19 protein-coding genes and 1 pseudogene are annotated in these 20,664 nt (G+C 74.5%); 12 read left to right on the top strand and 8 right to left on the bottom strand.

Going from position 1 to position 20,664, the window contains the following annotated elements:
• Positions 1-9: 9 nt before the first annotated feature.
• From ACQZ2A_RS06630 to ACQZ2A_RS06605, 6 genes and pseudogenes are all read left to right on the top strand, one after another.
• A complete protein-coding gene (locus tag ACQZ2A_RS06630) occupies positions 10-984 on the top strand; it encodes a DUF4397 domain-containing protein (RefSeq protein WP_430208622.1) in 975 nt (324 codons plus the stop codon).
• Positions 984-2,138 (top strand): glycosyl hydrolase family 8, encoded by a 1,155-nt coding sequence (locus ACQZ2A_RS06625; protein ID WP_430208619.1) that lies wholly within the window; start codon positions 984-986, stop codon positions 2,136-2,138. The genes ACQZ2A_RS06630 and ACQZ2A_RS06625 overlap by 1 nt, the downstream gene beginning before the upstream one ends.
• Positions 2,135-3,616, top strand: a complete 1,482-nt coding sequence (locus ACQZ2A_RS06620; protein ID WP_430208615.1) for a class F sortase — start codon at positions 2,135-2,137, stop codon at positions 3,614-3,616. The genes ACQZ2A_RS06625 and ACQZ2A_RS06620 overlap by 4 nt, the downstream gene beginning before the upstream one ends.
• A 149-nt stretch (positions 3,617-3,765) precedes the next feature.
• Positions 3,766-4,290: a hypothetical protein gene (locus ACQZ2A_RS06615; protein ID WP_430208614.1), complete on the top strand. Its 525-nt coding sequence runs from the start codon at positions 3,766-3,768 to the stop codon at positions 4,288-4,290.
• 369 nt (positions 4,291-4,659) lie between these two features.
• On the top strand, positions 4,660-5,154 hold the full coding sequence (locus ACQZ2A_RS06610) for an FBP domain-containing protein (RefSeq protein ID WP_430208611.1): 495 nt from the start codon (positions 4,660-4,662) through the stop codon (positions 5,152-5,154).
• 104 nt (positions 5,155-5,258) lie between these two features.
• A pseudogene (locus tag ACQZ2A_RS06605) lies at positions 5,259-5,752 on the top strand (TetR-like C-terminal domain-containing protein).
• On the opposite strand, the gene ACQZ2A_RS06600 reads toward ACQZ2A_RS06605, so the two are convergent.
• On the bottom strand, positions 5,749-6,315 hold the full coding sequence (locus ACQZ2A_RS06600) for a TetR/AcrR family transcriptional regulator (RefSeq protein ID WP_430208608.1): 567 nt from the start codon (positions 6,313-6,315) through the stop codon (positions 5,749-5,751). The pseudogene ACQZ2A_RS06605 and the gene ACQZ2A_RS06600 sit on opposite strands and share 4 nt — an antisense overlap.
• Before the next feature lie 95 nt (positions 6,316-6,410).
• Here ACQZ2A_RS06600 and ACQZ2A_RS06595 point away from each other — a divergent pair, with 95 nt between their 5' ends.
• Together ACQZ2A_RS06595 and ACQZ2A_RS06590 are read left to right on the top strand one after the other, a co-directional pair.
• Positions 6,411-7,316: an NmrA/HSCARG family protein gene (locus ACQZ2A_RS06595; RefSeq protein WP_430208606.1), complete on the top strand. Its 906-nt coding sequence runs from the start codon at positions 6,411-6,413 to the stop codon at positions 7,314-7,316.
• 59 nt (positions 7,317-7,375) lie between these two features.
• Positions 7,376-8,377: a serine hydrolase domain-containing protein gene (locus tag ACQZ2A_RS06590; protein ID WP_430208603.1), complete on the top strand. Its 1,002-nt coding sequence runs from the start codon at positions 7,376-7,378 to the stop codon at positions 8,375-8,377.
• A 10-nt stretch (positions 8,378-8,387) separates the two neighbouring features.
• On the opposite strand, the gene ACQZ2A_RS06585 is transcribed toward ACQZ2A_RS06590, so the two are convergent.
• The 5 genes from ACQZ2A_RS06585 to ACQZ2A_RS06565 all read right to left on the bottom strand — a co-directional run bounded on the left by ACQZ2A_RS06585 (position 8,388) and on the right by ACQZ2A_RS06565 (position 14,885).
• Complete coding sequence (locus ACQZ2A_RS06585; RefSeq protein WP_430208600.1) at positions 8,388-8,828, bottom strand: SRPBCC family protein; 441 nt, start codon at positions 8,826-8,828, stop codon at positions 8,388-8,390.
• A gap of 63 nt (positions 8,829-8,891) precedes the next feature.
• A complete protein-coding gene (locus ACQZ2A_RS06580) occupies positions 8,892-11,027 on the bottom strand; it encodes a GMC oxidoreductase (protein ID WP_430208597.1) in 2,136 nt (711 codons plus the stop codon).
• On the bottom strand, positions 11,024-12,277 hold the full coding sequence (locus ACQZ2A_RS06575) for an MFS transporter (protein WP_430208595.1): 1,254 nt from the start codon (positions 12,275-12,277) through the stop codon (positions 11,024-11,026). Before ACQZ2A_RS06575 ends, ACQZ2A_RS06580 begins: the two co-directional genes overlap by 4 nt.
• 94 nt (positions 12,278-12,371) lie before the next feature.
• Complete coding sequence (locus ACQZ2A_RS06570) at positions 12,372-14,414, bottom strand: hypothetical protein (protein ID WP_430208593.1); 2,043 nt, start codon at positions 14,412-14,414, stop codon at positions 12,372-12,374.
• A 57-nt stretch (positions 14,415-14,471) separates the two neighbouring features.
• Positions 14,472-14,885 carry a Dabb family protein gene (locus ACQZ2A_RS06565; protein ID WP_430208591.1) on the bottom strand — a complete coding sequence of 138 codons (414 nt, stop codon included), beginning with the start codon at positions 14,883-14,885 and terminating at the stop codon, positions 14,472-14,474.
• Between the two features lie 216 nt (positions 14,886-15,101).
• On the opposite strand from ACQZ2A_RS06565, the gene ACQZ2A_RS06560 reads away from it, so the two are divergent.
• The 4 genes from ACQZ2A_RS06560 to ACQZ2A_RS06545 are packed head-to-tail and all read left to right on the top strand — an operon-like array spanning position 15,102 to position 19,152.
• Positions 15,102-16,688 (top strand): alpha/beta fold hydrolase, encoded by a 1,587-nt coding sequence (locus tag ACQZ2A_RS06560; RefSeq protein WP_430208588.1) that lies wholly within the window; start codon positions 15,102-15,104, stop codon positions 16,686-16,688.
• Positions 16,685-17,458: a DUF1345 domain-containing protein gene (locus ACQZ2A_RS06555; protein ID WP_430208586.1), complete on the top strand. Its 774-nt coding sequence runs from the start codon at positions 16,685-16,687 to the stop codon at positions 17,456-17,458. Before ACQZ2A_RS06560 ends, ACQZ2A_RS06555 begins: the two co-directional genes overlap by 4 nt.
• Before the next feature lie 43 nt (positions 17,459-17,501).
• Positions 17,502-18,449 (top strand): alpha/beta hydrolase family protein, encoded by a 948-nt coding sequence (locus tag ACQZ2A_RS06550; RefSeq protein ID WP_430208583.1) that lies wholly within the window; start codon positions 17,502-17,504, stop codon positions 18,447-18,449.
• Positions 18,450-18,453: 4 nt separating this feature from the next.
• On the top strand, positions 18,454-19,152 hold the full coding sequence (locus ACQZ2A_RS06545; protein WP_430208581.1) for an NAD(P)H-binding protein: 699 nt from the start codon (positions 18,454-18,456) through the stop codon (positions 19,150-19,152).
• A gap of 10 nt (positions 19,153-19,162) precedes the next feature.
• On the opposite strand, the gene ACQZ2A_RS06540 is transcribed toward ACQZ2A_RS06545, so the two are convergent.
• A complete protein-coding gene (locus ACQZ2A_RS06540) occupies positions 19,163-19,903 on the bottom strand; it encodes a MerR family transcriptional regulator (RefSeq protein WP_430208579.1) in 741 nt (246 codons plus the stop codon).
• On the bottom strand, positions 19,875-20,510 hold the full coding sequence (locus ACQZ2A_RS06535; protein WP_430208576.1) for a TetR/AcrR family transcriptional regulator: 636 nt from the start codon (positions 20,508-20,510) through the stop codon (positions 19,875-19,877). The genes ACQZ2A_RS06540 and ACQZ2A_RS06535 overlap by 29 nt, the downstream gene beginning before the upstream one ends.
• Between the last annotated feature and the right edge of the window lie 154 nt (positions 20,511-20,664).

The raw sequence follows: 20,664 nt of genomic DNA, 5'->3' as shown, positions 1-20,664 counted from the left end.
AGGAACACCATGCACACCACCACGCCACACCGGACGCCCCGCGTCCTCGCGGTCCTCACGACCGCGGTGGCCCTCGCCCTCGGCGCGTTCGCGCCGTCGGCGTCCGCTGCCGCCTCCGCCCCCACCGCCGACGGGATGGCCACCGCCTGGGTCCGTGCGGCCCATCTCGTGCCAGGGATGGGGGAGATGACCATCAGCCTCGTGCCGTTCGCGGGCGAGGCGGTTGGGGACGTCACGAAACCCGGTGTCCCCGAGGCCGACAAGGACGGCGCCACGCGCGTCGTCGAGCCGGCGGCCGGTTACGGCACGGCGGGCGAGTACCGCCAGGTCCCGCAGGGCCTCTACACCGTCACCGTCCGCCCCGCGGGCGCTGCCGTCGACGCCCCGCCGGTCCTGACCGGCACCGTAGACGCCAAGGCGGACCAGGCCTACACGCTGGCCGCCGTGGGCAGCAAGGCGTCCCCCCGCATCCAGGTGCTGTCCGACGACCTGCGTCCGCCGAAGGCGGGGACCGCGAGCGTCCGGTTGCTCCCGGCCGCCACCCGGGCCTCGGCGGTCAGCGTCGCCGCGAAGAACGGCCCCACCGTCGCCGACGACGCGATGTTCGGCCGGCCCACCGGGTACGCCGCCGTACCCGACGGGCGGTGGACGCTCGACGTCAGCACGACGGCGACGAGCGGCGGCCGCTCGATGCAGGGGATGAGCACCACCGGCACGGTCGACCTCGCCAGCGGCGGGGTCTACACCCTCCTCGTCCTCGACTCCGCGAGCGGCAACGGGGTCACCCTCAAGGCGGTCGTGGACGCCCAAGGCGTCCCCACCGCGCCGAAGGACGGTGTCCAGACCGGAGGAGGCGGCCTCGCGACGCGCCCGGTCGACCCGCGCCTGGTCGGCGGGCTGGGCCTCGCGGCTGCCGGCGCCTCGGCGCTCCTCGTCCTGACCGCGCGTCGGCGCCTGACCCTCTCGTCGACACGCTCCGGCTGATGCGGCGCGTCCGGGCGCCGCTGGTGCTCGTCGCGGTCCTCTCGGTGGCCGTCGCCACCGTGCTGGCCCTCGTCGTGACCGGGCGGTCCCCCGACCGGGACGCCCCACCGACGGCCGCGCCGAGCACGGACCCGTCGCGGTCGGGGACCGCCCTGCCCGCGGGCCCGGACCTCGCCGCCCGCTTCGTCGACGCCTACGTCGACGCGGACGGACGGGTGGTCCGGCGCGACCAGGGCGGTGACACCGTGAGCGAGGGGCAGGCCTACGCCATGCTCCTGGCCGTCGCGGCCGACGACGAGGACACCTTCGACCGGGTCTGGGGGTGGACGCGCACGAACCTCGCGCGCCCCGACGGCCTGCTGTCCTGGACCTGGGCGGACGGCGCCGTGGTCGACGCCAACTCCGCCGCCGACGCCGACGTCGACGCGGCCCACGCCCTGGTCGTCGCCGGAGAGCGCTTCGGCCGGCCCGACCTCACCGGCGCCGGCAAGACACTGGCGACCGCGGTGCTGGACCACGAGACGGCCGAGACCTCGCTGGGCCGGGTGCTGCTCGCCGGGCAGTGGGCCAAGACCGAGCCCTACCGGGTCAACCCCAGCTACTCGGCCCCCGCCGCCTACGCGGTCCTGGGCCGGGCCACCGGTGACGCCCGGTGGGCGCAGGTCGCCGACGGCGACCGGGCCGTGCTCGGCGCCCTCCTCGACCAGGCACCACTGCCACCGGACTGGGCCCAGGTTCGGTCCGACGGGACGGTCGACGCGATGCCGCCGCCCGGAGGAGGGGACGTGGCCTACGGGTTGGACGCCCAGCGCATCGCCGTCCGCTACGCCGCATCGTGCGACACCGACGACCGCGCCCTCGTCGGGCGGCTCGGCGGTGCAGTCCCCACCGCGAGCTCCGACGTCCGTGGTGTCTACGACCTCGGCGGCACCGCGAGGGTCGACTGGCAGCACCCCGTCGCGCTCGTGTCGGCGGCCGCCGTCAGCGACGCCGAGGGCGCGTCCGGCGCGGCCGGCCAGCTGCTCCGGGCGGCGGCCGACCTCGACACCCGCGCCAGCACCTACTACGGCGCGGCCTGGGCCGCCCTCGGGGAGGACCTCCTCGAGGACCCGACGACCCTCGGCATCACCTGCCGGGAGCAGGAGACCCGATGACCCACCACTCCACGCCCGTGACGTCCGCGCTCGTCGTCGTCCCGACCTACGACGAGCGGGAGTCCGTCGAGCGCGCGGTCGCCCGAGTCCTGGCCGCCGACCCACGCACCGAGGTGCTCGTCGTCGACGACGGCAGCCCCGACGGGACCGCCGACGTCGTCGAGGCGCTCGCCGCCGACGAGCAGCGACTGCACCTCCTGCGCCGCAGCGGCAAGGGCGGCCTCGGCAGCGCCTACCGCGCCGGCTTCGCGTGGGCGCTGGAGCGCGGGTACGACGCCGTCGTCGAGATGGATGCCGACCTGTCCCATCCCGCCGACCGGCTCCCGGCCCTGCTCGACGCCCTCGCCGGCACCGACGTCGTCATCGGCTCCCGGTGGGTGGACGGTGGTGCGACAGAGGGCTGGCCGCTGCCCCGACGACTGCTGTCCCGCGGTGGGAACCTCTACGTCCGCTTGGCGCTCGGGCTCGGCGTGGGCGACGCAACCGCCGGCTTCCGGGCCTTCCGGCGCTCCGCGCTCGAGACGGTCGACCCCGCGAGCCTCGTCAGCGAGGGCTACGCGTTCCAGATCGAGTCGACGTACGTCGCGCGCCGGCTCGGGCTGCGGCTGGCCGAGGTCCCGATCACGTTCACCGAGCGTGCCGAGGGCACCTCGAAGATGAGTGGGAGCATCGTCCTCGAGGCGTTGCTGCGGGTCACCGGCTGGGCCGTGGGCATCGGCCGGCCACCGGCCGCCCGGCGGCGCGCCGTACTCGCCCGCCGTGGTTCGGCTCCGGCCATGGGGCCGCTCGCGAAGGTCGCCGCGGTGCTCGCCGCGCTCGCGCTCGTGGGTGGTGTCGCGCTCGCGGCGCAGGCGGCCACGCACCCCGAGCCGGCGCGGCTCGCGCCGGTCCCGGAGCGCAGCGTCCCGCCGTCGCCGACGGCGACGTCCCCGGGTCCGTCCCCTTCCGAGGGTGCGGGCGCAGCACCCGCGGGCGGGGCCCGGGACGCCGGGTCGAACGACGCCTCGATCCCGGTGCCGGCCTCCGGCTCGGACACCCCGTCGGCTCGACAGCCGGTCGCGGTCCGCATCCCGGCCATCGGGGTGGAGTCGCGGTTGATCGACCTCGGGATCGCGAAGGACGGGACGATGCAGGTCCCGGCCGACCCGTCGCTGGCGGGCTGGCTGACTGCCGCCCCGGCGCCGGGGGAGCGCGGCCCCGCGGTCATCGCGGGCCACGTCGACACCCACGAGGGGCCCGCGGTGTTCGCCCGGCTGCGCGAGCTCCGGCCGGGTGACGACATCGAGGTCGAACGCAAGGACGGCACGGTCCTCACCTTCACCGTCCGGCGGCTCGAGAGCTTCGCCAAGGACGACTTCCCGACCGCACGCGTCTACGGCCCCGCCCCCGGCCCGGTGCTGCGTCTCATCACGTGCAGCGGGGACATCGACCCCGTGAGCGGGCACTACGTCGACAACACCGTCGTCTTCGCCTCCTGAGCGCGCACCCGGCCCACCGGGGGTACGGTGGAGGGCACCGTGCAGGTGCGCCGCAACGTGCTGACGCAACAAGGCCTGGAGGGGCGCGGGACATCCCACAGGCATGCGTCGAGGAGGGCATCAGGGTGCAGGATGTCGACGACTACCCGGTGCTGCTGCTGCGGTCCGAGGACGCTCGAGGCTCTGGCTTCGTCTGGGTTCGAGCAGCCGGCGACGGTCTCGGCGTGGTGACCAGCGTGCCGACCCCCGACTCCCCGCTACGGTTCGGCGACCTCGTCGGGCACCGTCACGAACGGGTGGAGGTGTTGCGCAGGCACGGCGTCGTGGTCAGCGGTCGACGGCAGACCGACCGGGTGGAGCGATCCGGGATCGCGACGTGGGGAGTGACGGTTCTCGGCGCGTCGGAGACCGACCTGGACCACCTCGGTGACCTGGCCCTGGCCCGAGGGTTGGGGGCCGACGTCTGGGACGAGACCGAGGCGATCAGGGACGCCCACGCCCCGACACCCGGGGCACGGATTCCGGCTGGACGCCCGACCCAGGCCGGCGTGACGCTGGGTCTGGCGGGTTCTCGGCAGGACGTGGAGGCGTTGATGTCCGACGTCGAGCACGATCGTCGCTACATCACCTTCGTCGACCTGCGGGAGATGCTGACGGAGGCCGGCGAGGTGTAGGGCCTCTCGGATGACCGGCGGCGTGCTCGTGGCCGTCACGTGTCGGCCTGCACACGGAACCCGGACGAGGCATACGGCGACGCGGGGACGGCACGGGCACGGCACGCGATGGTCACGGTGCCGTCGTCTGTCGGCACATCCGCAGGTCAGCGCGGGTGAGGCGCGATCCGGGCGGTGACTTGTAAACGGGGGGTTGGGGGTTCGAGTCCCCCGCCGACTCCGTCACCTCCCTGCCCACCTGCGGCTGCTCTCGCCTGCTGGGCCACGGCCGCCGTGCCCGACCCCGCGCTCCTGCCGACCCTCGACGTCCTCGATGCTACATTGCTAAGTCATTTGCCTATGGAGCATAGGTAGTTTCATGATGGTCGTATGGACGCAGTGACCGAGAAGGAGATCCGTGCGAGCTTCGTGAACGCGACGAAGGGTGAGGCCCGCCGACTGGGGATGCCCCGTGACCTGCTCGAGCGGTCGTGGGAGGACTCCGCGCAGCTGGCGTGGCTGGACCCGAAGTCGCCGTTGAGCGGGTACCTCGTGATGCCGACCACCGACGGCCTCGTCGGTGTGCAGCTGCGGCGTTCGGCGAACGACGGCAGCAGCCGCAGGGCACGGATGTGCGCACTGTGCGCGACGACGCACAGCGCGCAGGGGGCGGCGCTCATGGTCGCGCCGCGGGCCGGGAAGGCCGGGCGCGACGGGAACACGGTCGGCCTCGAGATGTGCGCCGCGCTGGAGTGCGAGCAGTACGCGCGGGGTCTGCTGAAGCCTCCGGGGGCCAACTTCGTCAAGGAGACGCTGTCGGTGGACGAGCGCGTCGACCGGCTGCGGCGCAACGCACTGGCCTTCGTCCACCGGGTCATGTCGTGACGGCCCGGGCGGAGGGCGCGGTGGCACGGGCCGGGCTGAACGCCGACGTGGTGACGCGCACCGCGGCCGACCTCGCCGACGAGTCGGGTCTGCCCGCCCTGACGATGGCCGCGGTGGCCCGCCGGCTGGGGATCAGGGCGCCCAGCCTGTACGCCCACGTCGACGGCGAGCGGGACCTGCGCGAACGCGTCGCGCTGTTCGCCCTCGCCGAGATCTCCGACCGGTCGGCGGCGGCGCTGGTGGGCCGTGCCACCCGGGACGCGGTAGAGGCGCTCGCCGACACCCTCCGGTCCTACGCCCGGGCCCACCCGGGCCGCTACGCCGCGTCCCGGACGCGACTGGACCTGCGGACGGCCGTCGACGGCGCGGGTCCGCGCCAGAGCGACCTCCTGCGAGCGGTCCTCCGGGGTACGGCATCACCGACCCGGCGGAGACCGTCCACGCGATCCGCGTCCTCAGCGGCCTGCTCCACGGGGTCGTCGACCTGGAGGCCGCCGGGGCGTTCGACCACAGCGACCCGCCGCCCGAGGAGTCCTGGCCCTGCGTCGTCGACGTCCTCGACGCGTCCCTGCGCAGCTGGCCACCGGTCCCGCGCTAGCGGGCCGGCCGGACCGGGCCGATGCCGGCGAGCGAGAGGCGCAGCAGCGCGTCGGCGCGGCCGGCGGGGTCGGCGTGGAACTCCGTGGCCAGGGCGGCGCCCACCGCCAGGGCCACGAGGTCGGTCGCGGTGACGTCCGCACGCACCGCACCATCGCGGATCGCGGTGTCGAGCAAGGGCCCTGCCGCCTGCGCCAGCTCGGCCGAGCAGCTGTCGCCGCCCGCCGCATCGTCCACGCTCTCGTAGCTCAGGGCCGTCGCCAGGGCTCGGGCGTCGACGCAGTAGGACACCACCTCCCGCAGCCACAGCACGAGCGCCTCGGCGCCGGGATGCGTGTACGCCAGGGCCCGGGCGCGATCCGACAGGGCCGCGACGCGCGACCGGGACACGGCCTCGACGAGGGCCTGCCGCGTGGGGAAGTGACGACGCACGGTCGCGGACCCGACCCCCGCGACCCGGGCGATCTGCTCGAGCGAGGCCTGCGGTCCGTGGGTGGCCACCTCGTCGTCGGCGACGGCCAGGATCCGGGCGTAGTTGCGTCGGGCATCGGCGCGTGGGGCCACGACGGCACCTCCGAGTTGCTAAGTGGCGGACCCCGCCATATCGTTGAAGTGGCGGTCCCCGCCACTTACTGTCCCATCCTAGGAGAACCATGACCATGCCCTCTGCCCCGGTCCTCGTCACCGGCGCCACCGGTCAGCAAGGTGGCGCCGTGGTGCGGGCGCTCCGACGAGCCGGTGTCCCGGTGCGGGCGCTGGTGCGCGACCCCGAGACCCCACGCGCGCAGGCGGTCCGGTCCCTCGGCGCCACCGTGGTGGTCGGGGACCTCGACGACCCCCGGTCCCTGCCGGCTGCCGTGGACGGCGTGCGATCGGTGTTCTCGGTCCAGATGCCCGTGATGACGGACTCCGGGGCCGACTTCGGCGGGGAGGTCCGTCAGGCGACCGCTCTCGTCGAGGCGGCGACGGCTGCCGGGGTGCCCCAGTTCGTGCAGTCCACCGTCGCCGGCGCCGGTGACCACACGAGCCATCCGGACTGGGCCCCGGGACGATGGGCGGTCGAGGCGAGCCTCACCGCCAAGGCCGCCGTCCAGGACCTCGTCCGTGCAGCAGGCTTCGCGCGCTGGACCCTCCTCAAGCCCGGGACGTTCATGGAGAACTTCCTGCCGACCACCGGCTTCATGTTCCCGCGAGGCCTCGACGGGGGCCTGGTCACCGTCCTCGACCCGGACACCGTCCTGTCCCTGGTCGCGGTCGACGACATCGGAGCCGCGGCCGCCGCGGCCGTCCTCGAGCCGGAGCGCTTCGACCGCGTCGCGCTGGAGCTGACCGGGGACCGCCGCTCGGTGCGCGACATCGCGGCGGTCCTGTCCGAGGTGTCCGGGCAGAGGGTGCAGGCCCCGGCGTTCTCCCACGTGGAGGCGATCGCGGCGGGGATGCCGCCCGCCCTGGTCGCCCACGAGTGGCTCAACCGGGCCGGGCAGCCGGGCCGTCCCCAGGACGCGCTCGACCTCGGCATCGCCGTGACCGACTTCCCGACCTGGGCCGCGACCCGGATCGCCTGACGCCACCCCGCCGGGCCTCCGCGCCGGCGGGGGCGTCGGTCGGGCCTAGCATCGACTGCATGCAGCGACCGGTTGCGGGACAAGGGGTCGACCGCACGGACGGGTTCGCCGGCTGCGTCCTCGTGGCCCGCGGCGACGAGGTCCTGTACCGCGCGGAGGGAGGCCCGGCGGACCGGGAAGCGGGCACGACGTGCTCGCCACAGACCCGCTTCCAGATCGCCTCGGTGAGCAAGCAGTTCGCCGCGGCGCTCGTCCTGCTGCTGGTCCAGGAAGGCGTGGTGGACCTGGCCCGGCCGATCGGGACGATGCTGGGCGGCTGCCCCGCCGCGTGGCGGGACCTGACGCTGCACCACCTGATCTCGAACACCTCGGGCATCGAGCACTGGCAGGCCCTGCCGGGCTTCGACCCGGTGCGACCCGGCGAGCGGGAGGGCCTGCTGGAGCGGATGGCGGCGCTGCCGCTGCGCCACGTCCCGGGAAGTGCGTGGACCTACTCCTCCCCGGGGTTCCTGCTCGCCGCGACCGTGGTGGAAGCAGTCACCGGGCGCCGGTGGCCGGACCTGGTCGCCTCGCGCCTCCTCGAGCCGCTCGGGCTCGCATCGACCACCGTCGGCGCGGTACCGCACGGCGACGTGGCTCGCGGGTACCGCGGCGGGAGGCGCGTGGACGTCGACGACTACGCGTGGTTGCCCGGCACCGGGGACCTCTGGTCGACGGTGGACGACCTCGCCCGCTGGACGACGGCCCTCCACGGGGGAGGCGTGCTGACCGGGACGTCGCACGCTCGTCTCGTCCATCCGCACGGCGCCGTCGGAACGGACTCTCCTCCGGGCGGTCCCGTGCTGCAGCAGGGATACGGGTACGGCTGCTTCCTCGGCTCGCTCGCCGGTCGTCGCGCCTGGATGCACCCGGGTGACAACCCGGGGTACCGGTCATTCGTCGCCCACCTGCCCGACACGGGGGAGACGGTGGTCGCCCTGACGAACGAGGAGTCGGTCGACCTGGACGACGTGCTCCGGCGGGTGGTCCCCGTCCTGGACGGCGCCTCCGCCCTCGACTGACGCCCGGGCGTCAGCCGGCTGCGGCCTCGGCGGTGTCCCGCAGGTTGCGCAGCCAGTCGGCGAGCGAGGCGTCGAGGGCCGCCTGCATGACCGGCGGGTCGGCGTCGACGGCCGGGCCCGCCCACGACTCCCGCGTGGCCACGACGACCCCGCCCCCGGTCTCGGTCAGCTCCCAGACGTGGATGGCCGTGATCCCGGCGGCCGGGCCGCCCCAGACGATGCGTCGCGGTGGGTCGACCTCGTGCACCGTCGAGACGATGTCGAGCCCGGAGACGTGCCAGTGGAACGTCGAGCCCGGTGCGAGCCTCCCGGGCCCGTCCGCGCGGGTGACGTCCGGCTGCCAGGTCGGCCAGGCGTTCACCGCGGTCTGGATCTCCCAGATCGTCCGGAGGGGTGCGCGGACGAGGATGTCGTCGCGCGTGATGACGGGTGCGGTCGTGTCGATGTCCATGTCGGTCTCCTCGGTGGTGGGTGACGAGCGGGCCGGAGGTCGGGCGCCCGCGGTCGGGTCTGGTCAGGGTCGGTGTCGCGCAGCCCGGCTCGTGAAGAACAGGGCGAAGCGAGCCAGGGCGCGCAGGCGCCTGCCCCGTGTGAAGCCCTCGCCCCCGAGCGAGCCCAGGAGCCGGACCAGCTCGGTCACGGGGATGTGGAGGACGATGTCGCGCCCACCCGCGGGTCCATCGGCCCGGACCACCCGCGCGTCCAACGTCGTGAGCCCGCGCAGGAGCGCCGCGGGAGCGCGCCGCCGGACGGTCTTGGTCCCCTCGAACCTCCAGCGTGCTCCCGCGTCGTCGACGAGGTCGAGCCGGTAGGCCATGGCGACCGGGGCCCGGGGGAAGAGCATCAGGGTGCCGGTGGCCTCGGCGTCGACGAGCCCGTGGACCCGGACGCGGCCGTGGACCGCGACCGGGTGGTCCGGGTCCTCGAGGAAGCGGTCCAGGCTCTCGACGTGCGCTCGCAGCCGTAGGTCGGCCGCCGGCCCGGCCCGGCTCACCATCCGTTCGCTGAAGTGGACCCCGTCACCGGCGGTGGCCGCGCGACGCACCGCCATGGCGTGGGCCGCGCGGTCCTCGGGTGGGGTGCTGGGGCGGACGTCGGTCCACTCCGGGGCGCGCCAGGCCGCGTCGCCGGTCAGCCGGCGGACGAGCGCCTCCACGTGGTGCTCGGCCACCGCGAGGATGGTCGCCGACGGGTTCACCGTCGTGGCACCCGGGACGGCGGCGCCGTCGAGGACGAAGAGGTCCGGGTACCCGTGCACCTCGCCGAGGTGGTCGACGACGCCGTGGTCCGGGTCGGACCCGACGGGGACCCCGCCGAGGGCGTGCACCGTCACCGGACGCCGCAGGAGGGTCCACGTGGTCGCGGTGCGGACGGGGGAGCCGAGGCGTCGGGCCATCGCCGGCCCGACGCGACGCTGGGCGCGGTAGAGGCGGGACTGCCGCGCGTTGGACCAGTCCAGGACCGCGCGACCACGCTCGTCGAGCCGGAGAAGGCCGTCGGCGGAGTCGCGCCCCATGGCCAGCAGGGCGAAGGTCCGGTGCGGGTCCGTGGGCCGGACCCTGGTCCAGAGCGCCCGGGCTCGCGGGAACGGGAGCAGGGTGGAGAGGAGCCGCTGGAGGGGGAGCGGGACGGCCCCGTCCTGGACCTGAAACCAGACGGGGCGGCCCCGCTCCCAGACGTCGAGGACGGTCGTGGTCGTGATGGTGGGCCCGGTCGTGAGGTCTCCGCGGCCATGCCGCTGGTTCGTCGTCGCGAGGAAGTCACCGTTGCCCGAGAACCCCTGTCCGAGTGTGGGGGACAGCCGCGGGAGGGTGCCGTCGACGTCCCGCGCCCGGAGCAGGAGCTCGGTCGTCGCGACCGCGCCCGCGGCGAGGACGAGCCGCGTCGCGGTGCGGCGGCGCACGCCGGCGGCCCGGTCGGCGGGGTCGACGAAGGACACCGACCACCCGCGCGGGTCCGGCTCCACCCGGACGACCTCGGCACCGGTGACGGCCCGCGCCCCGGACCGTTCGGCCACCGCGAGGTACGTGTGGTCCAGGCTGTTCTTCGCGCCCTGGTTGCACCCGATCACGCACTCCCCGACGAAGCTGCACCCTCGCTGTGGGACCCCGTGGATGTTCGGCGCCTCCTTGGCGGGATCGCCGAACGTCACCGCCAGCAGTGGACGGACCCTCGCGTCAGGGATGTCCAGCTCGTCGGTGACCTTCTCGAACAGGCCTGTGCGCAAAGGGTCCCGGCCGGTCAGGGGGTCCGGCGGCATGACGGACACCTGGAGCATGTGGGCGGCGAGGTCGTAGTACGGGTCGAGCAGCTCCCGCCCCAGGTACGGAGCCGCCGCGGGATCCAGGGCGCTCGGCGCCGGACGGGCGAAGACGTTCGCGTAGGCGAGGGACCCGCCGCCCCAGCCGGCGGCCTGGACGACGGCCATCCGGTCCAACCATCGGATGTCGTAGAGGCCGGAACCCCTGTCCCACAGCCATCCCGCATCGAGGTCCGGGTCGCGCGGGAAGGATCCCGGGGCCCAGCGTCGTCCACGCTCGAGGACGACCACGTCCTGGCCGGCCTGGGCGAGGCGGGCCGCGGCGACGGCGCCGCCGAACCCGCTCCCGACGACGACCACGTCGGAGTGCGGCACGGCTGCGCCGGTCACGAGGCCCTCGCACGCGTCAGGCGGAAGGCGCCGTGGCCGGCCAGGGTCAGGACGGCGAGTCCCGCGCCGAGGGCGGCGAAGGTCCGGGCTGCACCCAGCGCGGAGATCATCGGGACGAGGAGCACCGGGGAGAGGAACTGGCCGAGGAAGATCGCCGAGACGAGGCCGCCGAGGGCCCGGCCCCGCCGTGCCGGCGGGACGAGGTCGGCCACCCAGAGGTTGAGGTTGGGCACGACCAGCCCGACCCCGAGGCCTCCGACGAGCACGCCGGCCACGGCGCCCGCCGTGGTGGGGACCGTGCCGACGACGAGCCAGCCCACCCCGAGCAGGACCAGGCTGAGCGTGGTCACGCCGACCTGGTCGAGCCGGGCGCGGACACGGGAGAAGAGGGTGGCGGACAGGGCGCCGCTGGCGGTGCTGGCCGCGACCACCACGCCGATGGTCGTCGCCGGGACGCCCCGGTCGGTCAGGAGGAACGGCAGCTGGGTGGGGGCCATGAAGAAGACGAGGGTCCCCAGGGCTGCCACGACGTAGACGAGGGCGACGCGCGCTCCGGTCCGGCGGCCGGCGGCGCGGCCGTCGCCCGACGGCGCCGTCGGCGGTGCAGCGGGGCGCGTCCACCGCGCCGGGGGGAAGGCGAGGAGGGCCAGGGGGAGCACGAGGGCACCGGCGGCATAGATCCAGAACGGCGCGTTCCACGCCAGGGTCGACAACCAGCCCGCGAGCGGGAGGAAGACCACACCCCCGAGGCTGGCGAAGGTCTGCTGCAGGCCGATCAGTCGGCTCCGCCGCTCCCCCCGGAAGGCCTGGGTGATGATCGTGCTGACGCTCGTCATCACGCCGGCCACACCGACTCCGAGCAGCACCCGCGTCACGAGCAGCCAGGTGAGGGACGGCACGAAGGCTCCGGCCACGCCCGCGACGGCGTAGACCACGAGCCCACCGACGAGCACCGGGACCGCACCGACCCGGTCCGACACCGTGCCGACGACCAGTGCCGTGACGGCGATGCCGAGCGAGGTGATGGTCAGCGCCAGGCGGACCAGCACGTCGGCGTCGGGACCGGCGCCCAGCGCGGCACCGAGCTGCGGGAGGCTGGGCGAGATGACCGCCGCCGCCATGATGGTCAGGGTGGAGGCGGCCAGCAGCGTGGCGACCACGAGCCGACCCGGGACGGGGGGCGGTGCGAGGGTGGCGTCGACGGTCCGGTCCGCGACGACGCCGGGCCGGCGGGATGGCTCAGGGGGCATGGCTGCTCCGATGTGGACGGCGACTCGTGTGGCGGAGTCCTGACCCGTCGACGATGCCTCGGGCGGCTGCCCGACCGGCAGGGGTCCCAGCTGCTCAGTGGTGCTCGGAGCTGCCCGCCACGCCACCGCGCAGAACGGCCCAGACGGCGTCGGTCAGCGCGTCCAGGCCGCGGGAGAGGTGCCTCCGGTAGGTGCTGAACGGGACGCCCAGCCGGCGCGCGGCCCCCTTCTGGGTGGCGGGGCCAGACAGGTAGGTCGCGACGACCGCGTCGTGGCCCTGGAGGGCCCGCTCGTCGCCGCGCATCGAGGCCAGGGCGGAGCGGACCAGCGACCGCACGGCGGCGTCCACCGCGCGCGGATCCGCCTCCCCCTCAGCCGAGCTCGTCGACGGGGTGACCGCACGACCCAGGGTGGTCCCGGCGAGGGCGAGCGGGCGGCCCCACAGCCCGAGGGCTTCCCGGACGGCGTCGTCGAGGTCGGGTCGCTCGATCGCGGGACGCGCGTCCTCGCTCGTCTGGGCGCCGACGACCTCGAGGAGCCAGTCCTCGAAGCGGTACCCGCGCCAGTCCCGGCCGAAGAGGGCGTACTCGCGGCCGTCGAGCTCGACTCGGCCGCCGGTGTCGAGCATGGCGCCCCCGAGGCGGCGGGTCCAGGCCGGTGGGTCGGCGTACACGAGGAACCCGGCACAGATGGCGGAGTTCCGGGCCACCCGCGCCAGGGCCAGCCAGTAGGTGAGGTCCCGGGCGTGGGCCGCGGCCGGCTCGGCGGGGTCGTGCACGACGAAGCGCGCCATCGCGAAGGTGTCGCCCTCGCGCAGGCCGACCGCGCGGCAGTAGGCCCAGGCCTCACGGAGCACCGGGTCGCGCTCGAGGTCCTGCTCCTCCGGAGGCGCCGCGAAGGTCAGGCGCGTCGAGAAGCCCACGGGCCGAAGGGTGTCCGTCGTCCGGTACAGGACGAAGGCGTGCGGCTGACGGCGCAGCCAGTGGTCGACGAGGGCGGCCATCTCCGGGCCGAGCAGGCGAGCGGCCAGCTCGCGGACCAGGTGCTCGTCCGCGCTCGCGAGGGGTTCGTCGGCGACCCCGCCCCTCCCGTCCCAGCCGAAGGCGTCGGACAGCAGGTCCCGGTGCAGGTAGAGCAGGTCGCCCATGACCTCGGCCGCCTCGCGCTCCCCGCTGAGGCGGACGCGGCTCAGCAGGTGCTCGCCCAGTCGCGTCCGGACCGCGTCGAGGGCGCGGCGGTCCCTCCACTTGAGGTCGGCGACGAGCGCCTCCCGGACGACGTCGTGGGGGAAGAGGCCGGTGGGGGAGGAGTCGATGTACGGCTGGTCCCGCAGCCAGGCGAAGAGCGTCGAGGTGTCCTGGTCCGGGAGTGCGACGCGCAACAGGGCCTCCGTGGTGGTGGCGGCCAGCGCGGCGACCTCGAGGGTGCGGCGGTGAGCGTCGTCGGGCACGTCGCCGACCAGGCGGCCGAGCAGCGAGCGCAGGACCTCCGCGGACGGCGCCCAGTCCGCGCCGTCGGTGCGCTCCGAACCGGCCACGGCGACGGCCAGGGACAGGGTGAGGGGGTTACCCCCGGCGAACCGGATGACGGCGTCGTGCACGCTGCGCGAAAGGCCTCCGGCAGAGAGCAACCGGTGCGCGTCATCGCGGGAGAGCGGTCCCACGGCGAGCTCGTGCATCGTCCCGGCCCACCCCGGGTCGATGACCCACTGCAGGTCCGGGCCCGTTCGCCCGGCGATGACGACGAGGACGTCGGCCGGGACGCCGGGCAGGACGCGGTCCCGGAGGAAGGACTCGAGCCACTGGCACTGCTCGAAGGTGTCGACGAGCACCACGGCTCCGGGGTCCTGCCCGGCTCGCGCGAACGCGGCCGCGAGGTCGTCCGGGCTGCGCAGGTCGCGTCCGTCGACCATGAGGACAGGGCGCCCGAGCGTCCGGGCGCGGGTGTCCACCCAGTGCAGGAGCGAGGTCTTGCCGATCCCGCCGGGGCCGTGGACCCAGACCACGCGGGCCGCGCCGGGGGCCCCGTCCAGCGCCGAGCCGAGGACCTCGATCTCGGCCGCACGGCCGATGAACGCGCGGTCCCGCGCGCGGCGGATGTGGTCACCCACCTCCGGTGTGTCTCGTCCCCCGTCCACGCCGACAGTGTGACCCATGGCGTCGTGGAGGGGTCCCCGCGAGCTCGCGGGCGGAGGTCACGACTGCTGCTGGGGGTTCGCCGCACCCGAGTAGGAGGGGAGGTTGGCCACGAGGTCGCGGACGTCCGCGATCTCGGCGTAGCGGCGGGCGTGCAGCGCCTCGATCTTGTCGCCGATCTCCGGGTCGGCGTCGTCGGTCGTGTCGTACGAGACGAACGAGTCGACGATCGGGAGGCCGACGCGGTCGGTGTTGAGGTGGGCGGGGTGCACGAGGTACTCCCAGAAGCCGTCGATGTCGGTGATGGCGAAGACCGCGCCGTACTCGAACTCCCCGCCGAGGTCTCGGCCGACGACGAAGTGCTCCACGGAAGGGATCTCGCGTCCCTGGGTGCGCAGGCTCTCGAGGGCGACCTCGACGGCAGCCGGGTCGGCGTCGGCCTTCACGGTGAACCGGTTGTGGTGGTAGATCATCGCTCGCTCCTCACGGCCGGCGCGGGCCTCCCGGCCGGCTTCACTGGACCGGGACCGCCCCGGCACACGAACCACCCTGCGGCCTCGTCGTGCCCGGGGGCGCCGGCGTACCGTGCCCACTGCTGTCCACCGGTGCCCATCGCGGGGCGCCGGGCTTGTGGTGGCCGTAACGGCCAGGTGTGGGGTGGAGGCAACACCAGCACCCGGAGGACCACCATGAGCCGAACCATCCGACGAACGTGCGCGCTCCTCGCCGCCGTCGCCCTGCCCCTGACGGGATGCGCCGCCTCGACCGGCGCCGACGCACCGCCCCCCACCACGGAGGGAGCCTCGGCCCGCGGGCCGCAGCCGCCACCGTCGGAGGAGATGCGCGTCTTCTACGACCAGGAGCTGACGTACGGGTCCTGCACGGACTTCGCGACGACGGCGTCGGACGCGGAGTTCTACGGCCGCGAGCTGCTCCAGTGCGCCCGCCTCGAGGTGCCGCTGGACTACGAGAACCCCACGGGGAGAACGGCGCAGATCGCCGTCATGCGGATCCGTGCGACGGGTGAGCGCCAGGGCGCACTCGTCGTCAACCCCGGGGGGCCCGCGTCACCCGGGACGTCGTTCGCGGCGATCATCACGGGCACTCCCGGCTACCAGCGCCTGGGCGAGCACTTCGACGTCGTCGGCTTCGACATGCGCGGCACGGGCGCGTCGACACCGACCGTCGACTGCCTCACCGACGAGCATCGCGACGGGGACGACCTCGTCGCCACGTGGTTCTTCGGCGGGGACAGCTGGGACGCCGCGACGGCGAAGCGCGTCGCCGACCAGTGCGCCCGCGACTCCGGCGGCGCGGACGTGGTCAGCCACCTCGGCAGCCGGGACACCGCCCGGGACATGGACGTGCTGCGCGCGGTGATCGGGGAGGAGAAGCTGAACTTCATGGGTGCCAGCTACGGGACCCGGCTGGGAGCCGTCTACGCGGAGATGTTCCCGTCCCGCGTGCGCAGCATGGTCTTCGACGGGGGGATCGACCCGAACCTCGACACCCCGGCGCGCATGGAGCAGCAGTACGGCGGTTTCGAGTCCGCGTTCCGCACGATGGCCGCCGCCTGCGCGAAGGCGAAGGGGTGCCCCCTCGGCACCGACCCCGACCGGGTGGACCAGCGCTTCCAGGAGATCGTCCGTCCGCTGGTCGACCGCCCGGTGCCCGTGGCCGGCGGGCGGAGCCTGACCTACCGCGCGGCGATGGAGGCCGTGCTGTTCTCCCTCTACAACCCCGAGGGCTGGCCGGCCATCGTCTCCGGTCTGACCGAGCTCGGTCAGGGCAAGGGGGACAGGCTCCTGGCGGCCCGGGACGCGGCCCACCAGAAGCAGCCGGACGGCAGCTACAGCACCTTCCTCGAGGGCGCCTTCGCGACCCACTGCAACGACAAGGAGCGGCTGGACCCCGAGGCCGAGACCGCGATGCGGCGACGCATGCTGGCCGCCGCGCCCTTCATGGACGACGGGAGGAACCGGACCGCCCGCGACTCCTGCGAGAGCTGGCCCGCCGCACCGACCTTGGGCTACCCCTACGCCACCGGCATCGAGGGTCTGCCGACGACGCTCGTCGTCTCCGTCACCGGGGACCCGGCCGCGCCCTACGCCGGCAGCGCCGCCCTGGCGAAGACCCTCGGGGCCCGTCACCTGACCGTCGAGGGCTCGCAGCACGGCGCCGCGTACGTCGCCGGGAACACCTGCGTGGACGACATCGTCAACGACTACCTCATCGACCTGGCCCTTCCCGCCGCCGACCCGCGGTGCGCCCTGTGAGGCGTCGGCCCGAGTCCCGGGCGCGGGGTGCGCCGGCGGCCTCGCCCGGCGAGGGCGCGCCGCGGGCACCCCGTCGGCGCCTGGAGTCGGACGGAGCCCGGTACTGGACGAGCACGGCCGCGGCCCTATTGGTGACGGTCGTCGGCGCGGTCGTGGCGACCGTCGGGCGCGGGGTGTCCCCCGAGCCCACGGTCGAGGGGCTCGCGGTCTTCTACTTCGCGATGTGGATCCTGTTCTGCTGGTTCTACGCCGCGCTGACCTGGCGGGTGATGCGCACGCTCGACGGCTCGCGGCTGGCCGACTCGCTGCGGGAGGACGTGCAGGCACGCCGGGCCCGGCGGCGCAGCGAGTCGCTGTACGGGACCGGCGGTCCCTCGGCGGCCGTCGTGCTGTGCGTCGCCGCGCTGGCGGCGGTGCTCTGCACGGCCCTGCTCCCCGAGCTGCGGGCGAACACCCTGACCACCGTCCTCGCGATCCTCGTGGTGGCGGCCACGTGGGTGCTCCTCGTCACCGTGTACGCGGTGCACTACGCCCGGGAGCAGGCCAACACCGGTGGGCTGCAGTTCCTCGGCAGGGAGGACACCGAAGTGTCCTTCGACGACTTCGCCTACCTCTCCGTCCAGGTCGCCACGACGTTCGCGACCTCGGACGTGACCGTCACCTCCACCGCGATGCGCCGGGAGGTGACGGTGCACAGCGTCATCGCCTTCACGTTCAACACCGTGGTCGTCGCCCTGCTCGTCTCGCTCCTCCTGACGGGTGGCACCTGAGCGCCCGGACGACCTCCCGCACCACTCCACCGAAAGGACCGTCATGACGACCATCACCGAAGAGACCCACACCGGCCCACCGCTCGCGGGCCGGCCCGTCCTCACCTACCACCCGGTCGTGCTCGACGTCCCGGGCCGCGCGGTCCCGTTGTCCCTCAAGGTGTCCGCCCCGGCGACCGGTGAGGACCTCCCGGTCCTCCTCCTCTCCCACGGTCACGGGGCGTCGGTCTTCCTGTCCTCCCTGCACGGCTACGGCCCGCTCTCGGACTTCTTCGCGTCCGAGGGCTTCGTCGTGCTCCAGCCGACCCACCTGGACTCCGGCACCCTCGGCCTGCGCGAGGCGGAGGACCCGGACGCGCCGCTCTACGCGCGCTCCCGCGCCGACGACATGCGCCGCATCGTCGACGCGCTCGCCGGGATCGAGGCGGCGGTGCCGGGTCTGGCCGGACGTGTCGACCGGACGAGGATCGCGGCCATCGGGCACTCCCTCGGGGGGCTCACCACCTGCATGCTCCTCGGGGCGGGGATACAGGACCCCGACAGCGGCGAGATGGTCGACGGCCGCATCGAGCGGGTCTCGGCCGGAGTGGTGCTGGCCGCGCCGGGGAACGGCGACCTCGCCGAGTGGGCCGCGACCACCTACCCGTGGTTGCGGCACTGCGACTTCTCGACGATGACCGCCGACGCCCTCGTCGTCGCGGGGGACCGGGACCTCAACCCGATGTTCTCCGAGCGGCTGAGCTACCGCTGGGACGCCTACACCCAGAGCCCGGCGCCCAAGTCGCTGCTCATGGTCCACGGCGGTGAGCACATGCTCGGCGGGGTCTCCGGCTACGACGCCGCCGAGACGACCGACGAGAGCCCGGAGCGGGTGGCCGCCATCCGCACGGCGGCGCTGGCCTACCTCCGGTCCGCGCTGTCCCTCGGGGGAGACCCCTGGCCGGAGGCCGTCGCGGCCGCCGGTCCCGGCCTGTCGGTCGAGCAGAAGTAGGACGGTGAGGCGCGCGGTGCCGGCCGAGGAGGTCGTGGGGATGCAGGTCTTCGTCGTGGGTGTCACCGGACGCACCGGGCTCCTCCTCGCCCGGGACCTGGTCTCCCGCGGAGACGTCGTGCGCGGGCTCGTGCGGGACGACCGCGGTCGGCGCGCGGCGGAGGAGGCCGGTGTCGTGGTGACGCGCGGTGACATCGCCGACCTCGACGTCGGCGCGCTGGCCGGGATGCTCGCCGGCGCGGACGTCGTCGTCTACGCGGCCGGGTCGAACGGCGGGGCTCGTGAGGTGACCGACGCCGTGGACGGCGAGGGCGTGTGCACGGCCCTGGCCGCTGCCGTCGCCACGGGGGTACCCCGGTTCCTCCTCCTCTCGGTCCTGCCCGAGGCGTGGCGCGAGAGGGAGCTGCCGCCGGACGAGGAGCACTACTTCCACGTCAAGAAGCGGGCCGACGTCGACGTCACGAGGTCGTCCCTGGACTGGGTCGTGCTGCGCCCCTCGCTCCTGACCGACGGGTCGGCGACGGACGCCGTCACCTTGGGGCCGGCGGTCGTCCACGGGGAGGTCGGCCGGGCCGACGTCGCGGCGACGATCGCCGAGATCGTCCACGAACCCGGGATCTCGCGCCAGGTCCTCGAGCTCGACGGTGGCCGAACGCCCGTGCGGGATGCCGTCCGGCAGAACGTGGTCGGCAGCACGCGGTGATGACCGCCCGCTACTGCGCGAAGGAGTCCGCGGGGCGCCCGAGGGTCCGGGCGGCCCGCGACAGGACGTCCCGCTGCGCGGGGCTGTAGAGGTCGGCGACGGCCAGCCGGAGGGTCCGGCGCGCCGCGGGGGAGGCGGACGCAGGGTCGAGCTCCAGCTGCTCGAAGAGGTCCTGCCGCTCCACCGCGAGGGTTTCCAGGTGGTCGGCGATCCCCCGCGCGATCGAGGTGCGCAGGCGCTCGTCGCCGTCCTCGGGCAGGGCGTCGAAGGCCAGGACGGCCGGCGAGGAGCGGTAGTCCGGCATCAGCTCGAGGTAGGCCTCGAGGGCGGGCCGGGCCATGACCCGGCTGAGCACGACGAGGAAGGCGCGCTCGGTCGCCGGCAGCCGTGCGGCATCGGCGGCGGCGTCGACCGGGAGGTCGGTCGGGGTGGCTCGCTCGAGCATCGTGGCCAGCTCGTGCCGCGTCTGCTGCAGCTCGTCGACGGCGGCGGCGAGCCGGTGGTCGAGCGCGCGCAGGGCCGCGGCGGGGTGCTCGTCGGCGGTCCCGAGCGCGGCGATCTCCGGGAGGGTGAGGCCGAGGTCGACGAGCCGGCGGATGCGCAGGAGCCGGACGAGGTGGGACACCCCGTACTGCCCGTACCCGTTGCTACGGCGGTCGGGCTCGGGCAGCAGGCCGATGTCGTGGTAGTGGCGGACGGTGCGCCGGCTCGTGTCGGCGAGCTCACCGAGCTCGCGTGGGCTCCAGGCCATGACGGTCTCTCGGGTCGGGGTCGGGATCGGTGTGGTGGACGGGGGGCCAGGTGCGCAGCGTGGTGTCGAGGACGTCGACGACCCGCTCCCAGGACCGGTCGGTCCCGGGCCGGCTGTGGTCGAAGGAGCCGGCCGCCTCGAGGTCGACCATCCCGACGACGAGCGCGCTGAGCACGCGGATCGCGTGCACCGTCTCGGCGGGGTCGGTGATGTCGTACCCGCGCAGGACCGCTCGCAGCAGGGCCGCGTGCCGGGGGCCGGCGCTCGCCTCGGCCGTCTTCGTGTCGAGCGGTGTCCGGGAGGCGGCGTACCGGCCGGGATGGGTTCGCGCGTAGGTGCGGATCGTGAGGGCCAGGGCCTCCACGGCGTCCCGCCCGGAGCGTCCCGCCAGCGCCTCCGCCACCCGGTCGGCGATCTCACCGATGGCGAGGACGGCCACCCGGACGCGCAGGTCCTGCGTGCCGCCGACGTGTGCGTAGAGACTCGGGGTCGAGACGCCGAACCGGCGGGCGAGCGTGGTGACGGTGACCGCGTCGATGCCCTCGGCGTCCGCCAGCTCGGCGGCCGCGGTCGTGAGGATGTCCGGGGTGAGGCCGGCTCGGGGCACGAGCGCTCCTTCCTACTGGTGCTCGGTGTTGACCTAAGCATCGTAGGTCACGCGTGGGCGTCACGGGAGGTGACGTGCGCCGTGACCTCGAGGGTCGCACGCCGGGACGTGACCCACATCACACGACAGCACGCTTGAGGTGGCCGCCGCGGCC

Origin of the sequence: Phycicoccus avicenniae, assembly GCF_050496545.1 — a bacterium.
GTDB classification, from domain to species: Bacteria; Actinomycetota; Actinomycetes; order Actinomycetales; family Dermatophilaceae; genus Phycicoccus; species Phycicoccus avicenniae_A.
Note: the sequence above shows the minus strand (reverse complement) of the source record. Positions and strands in the feature narration are given on the sequence as shown.

Coding starts and splice junctions, on each gene's coding strand:
- ACQZ2A_RS06630 (WP_430208622.1), top strand. CDS start 10: ATGCACACCACCACGCCACACCGGACGCCCCGCGTCCTCGCGGTCCTC.
- ACQZ2A_RS06625 (WP_430208619.1), top strand. CDS start 984: ATGCGGCGCGTCCGGGCGCCGCTGGTGCTCGTCGCGGTCCTCTCGGTG.
- ACQZ2A_RS06620 (WP_430208615.1), top strand. CDS start 2,135: ATGACCCACCACTCCACGCCCGTGACGTCCGCGCTCGTCGTCGTCCCG.
- ACQZ2A_RS06610 (WP_430208611.1), top strand. CDS start 4,660: ATGGACGCAGTGACCGAGAAGGAGATCCGTGCGAGCTTCGTGAACGCG.
- ACQZ2A_RS06595 (WP_430208606.1), top strand. CDS start 6,411: ATGCCCTCTGCCCCGGTCCTCGTCACCGGCGCCACCGGTCAGCAAGGT.
- ACQZ2A_RS06590 (WP_430208603.1), top strand. CDS start 7,376: ATGCAGCGACCGGTTGCGGGACAAGGGGTCGACCGCACGGACGGGTTC.
- ACQZ2A_RS06585 (WP_430208600.1), bottom strand. CDS start 8,828: ATGGACATCGACACGACCGCACCCGTCATCACGCGCGACGACATCCTC.
- ACQZ2A_RS06575 (WP_430208595.1), bottom strand. CDS start 12,277: ATGCCCCCTGAGCCATCCCGCCGGCCCGGCGTCGTCGCGGACCGGACC.
- ACQZ2A_RS06565 (WP_430208591.1), bottom strand. CDS start 14,885: ATGATCTACCACCACAACCGGTTCACCGTGAAGGCCGACGCCGACCCG.
- ACQZ2A_RS06560 (WP_430208588.1), top strand. CDS start 15,102: ATGAGCCGAACCATCCGACGAACGTGCGCGCTCCTCGCCGCCGTCGCC.
- ACQZ2A_RS06550 (WP_430208583.1), top strand. CDS start 17,502: ATGACGACCATCACCGAAGAGACCCACACCGGCCCACCGCTCGCGGGC.
- ACQZ2A_RS06540 (WP_430208579.1), bottom strand. CDS start 19,903: ATGGCCTGGAGCCCACGCGAGCTCGGTGAGCTCGCCGACACGAGCCGG.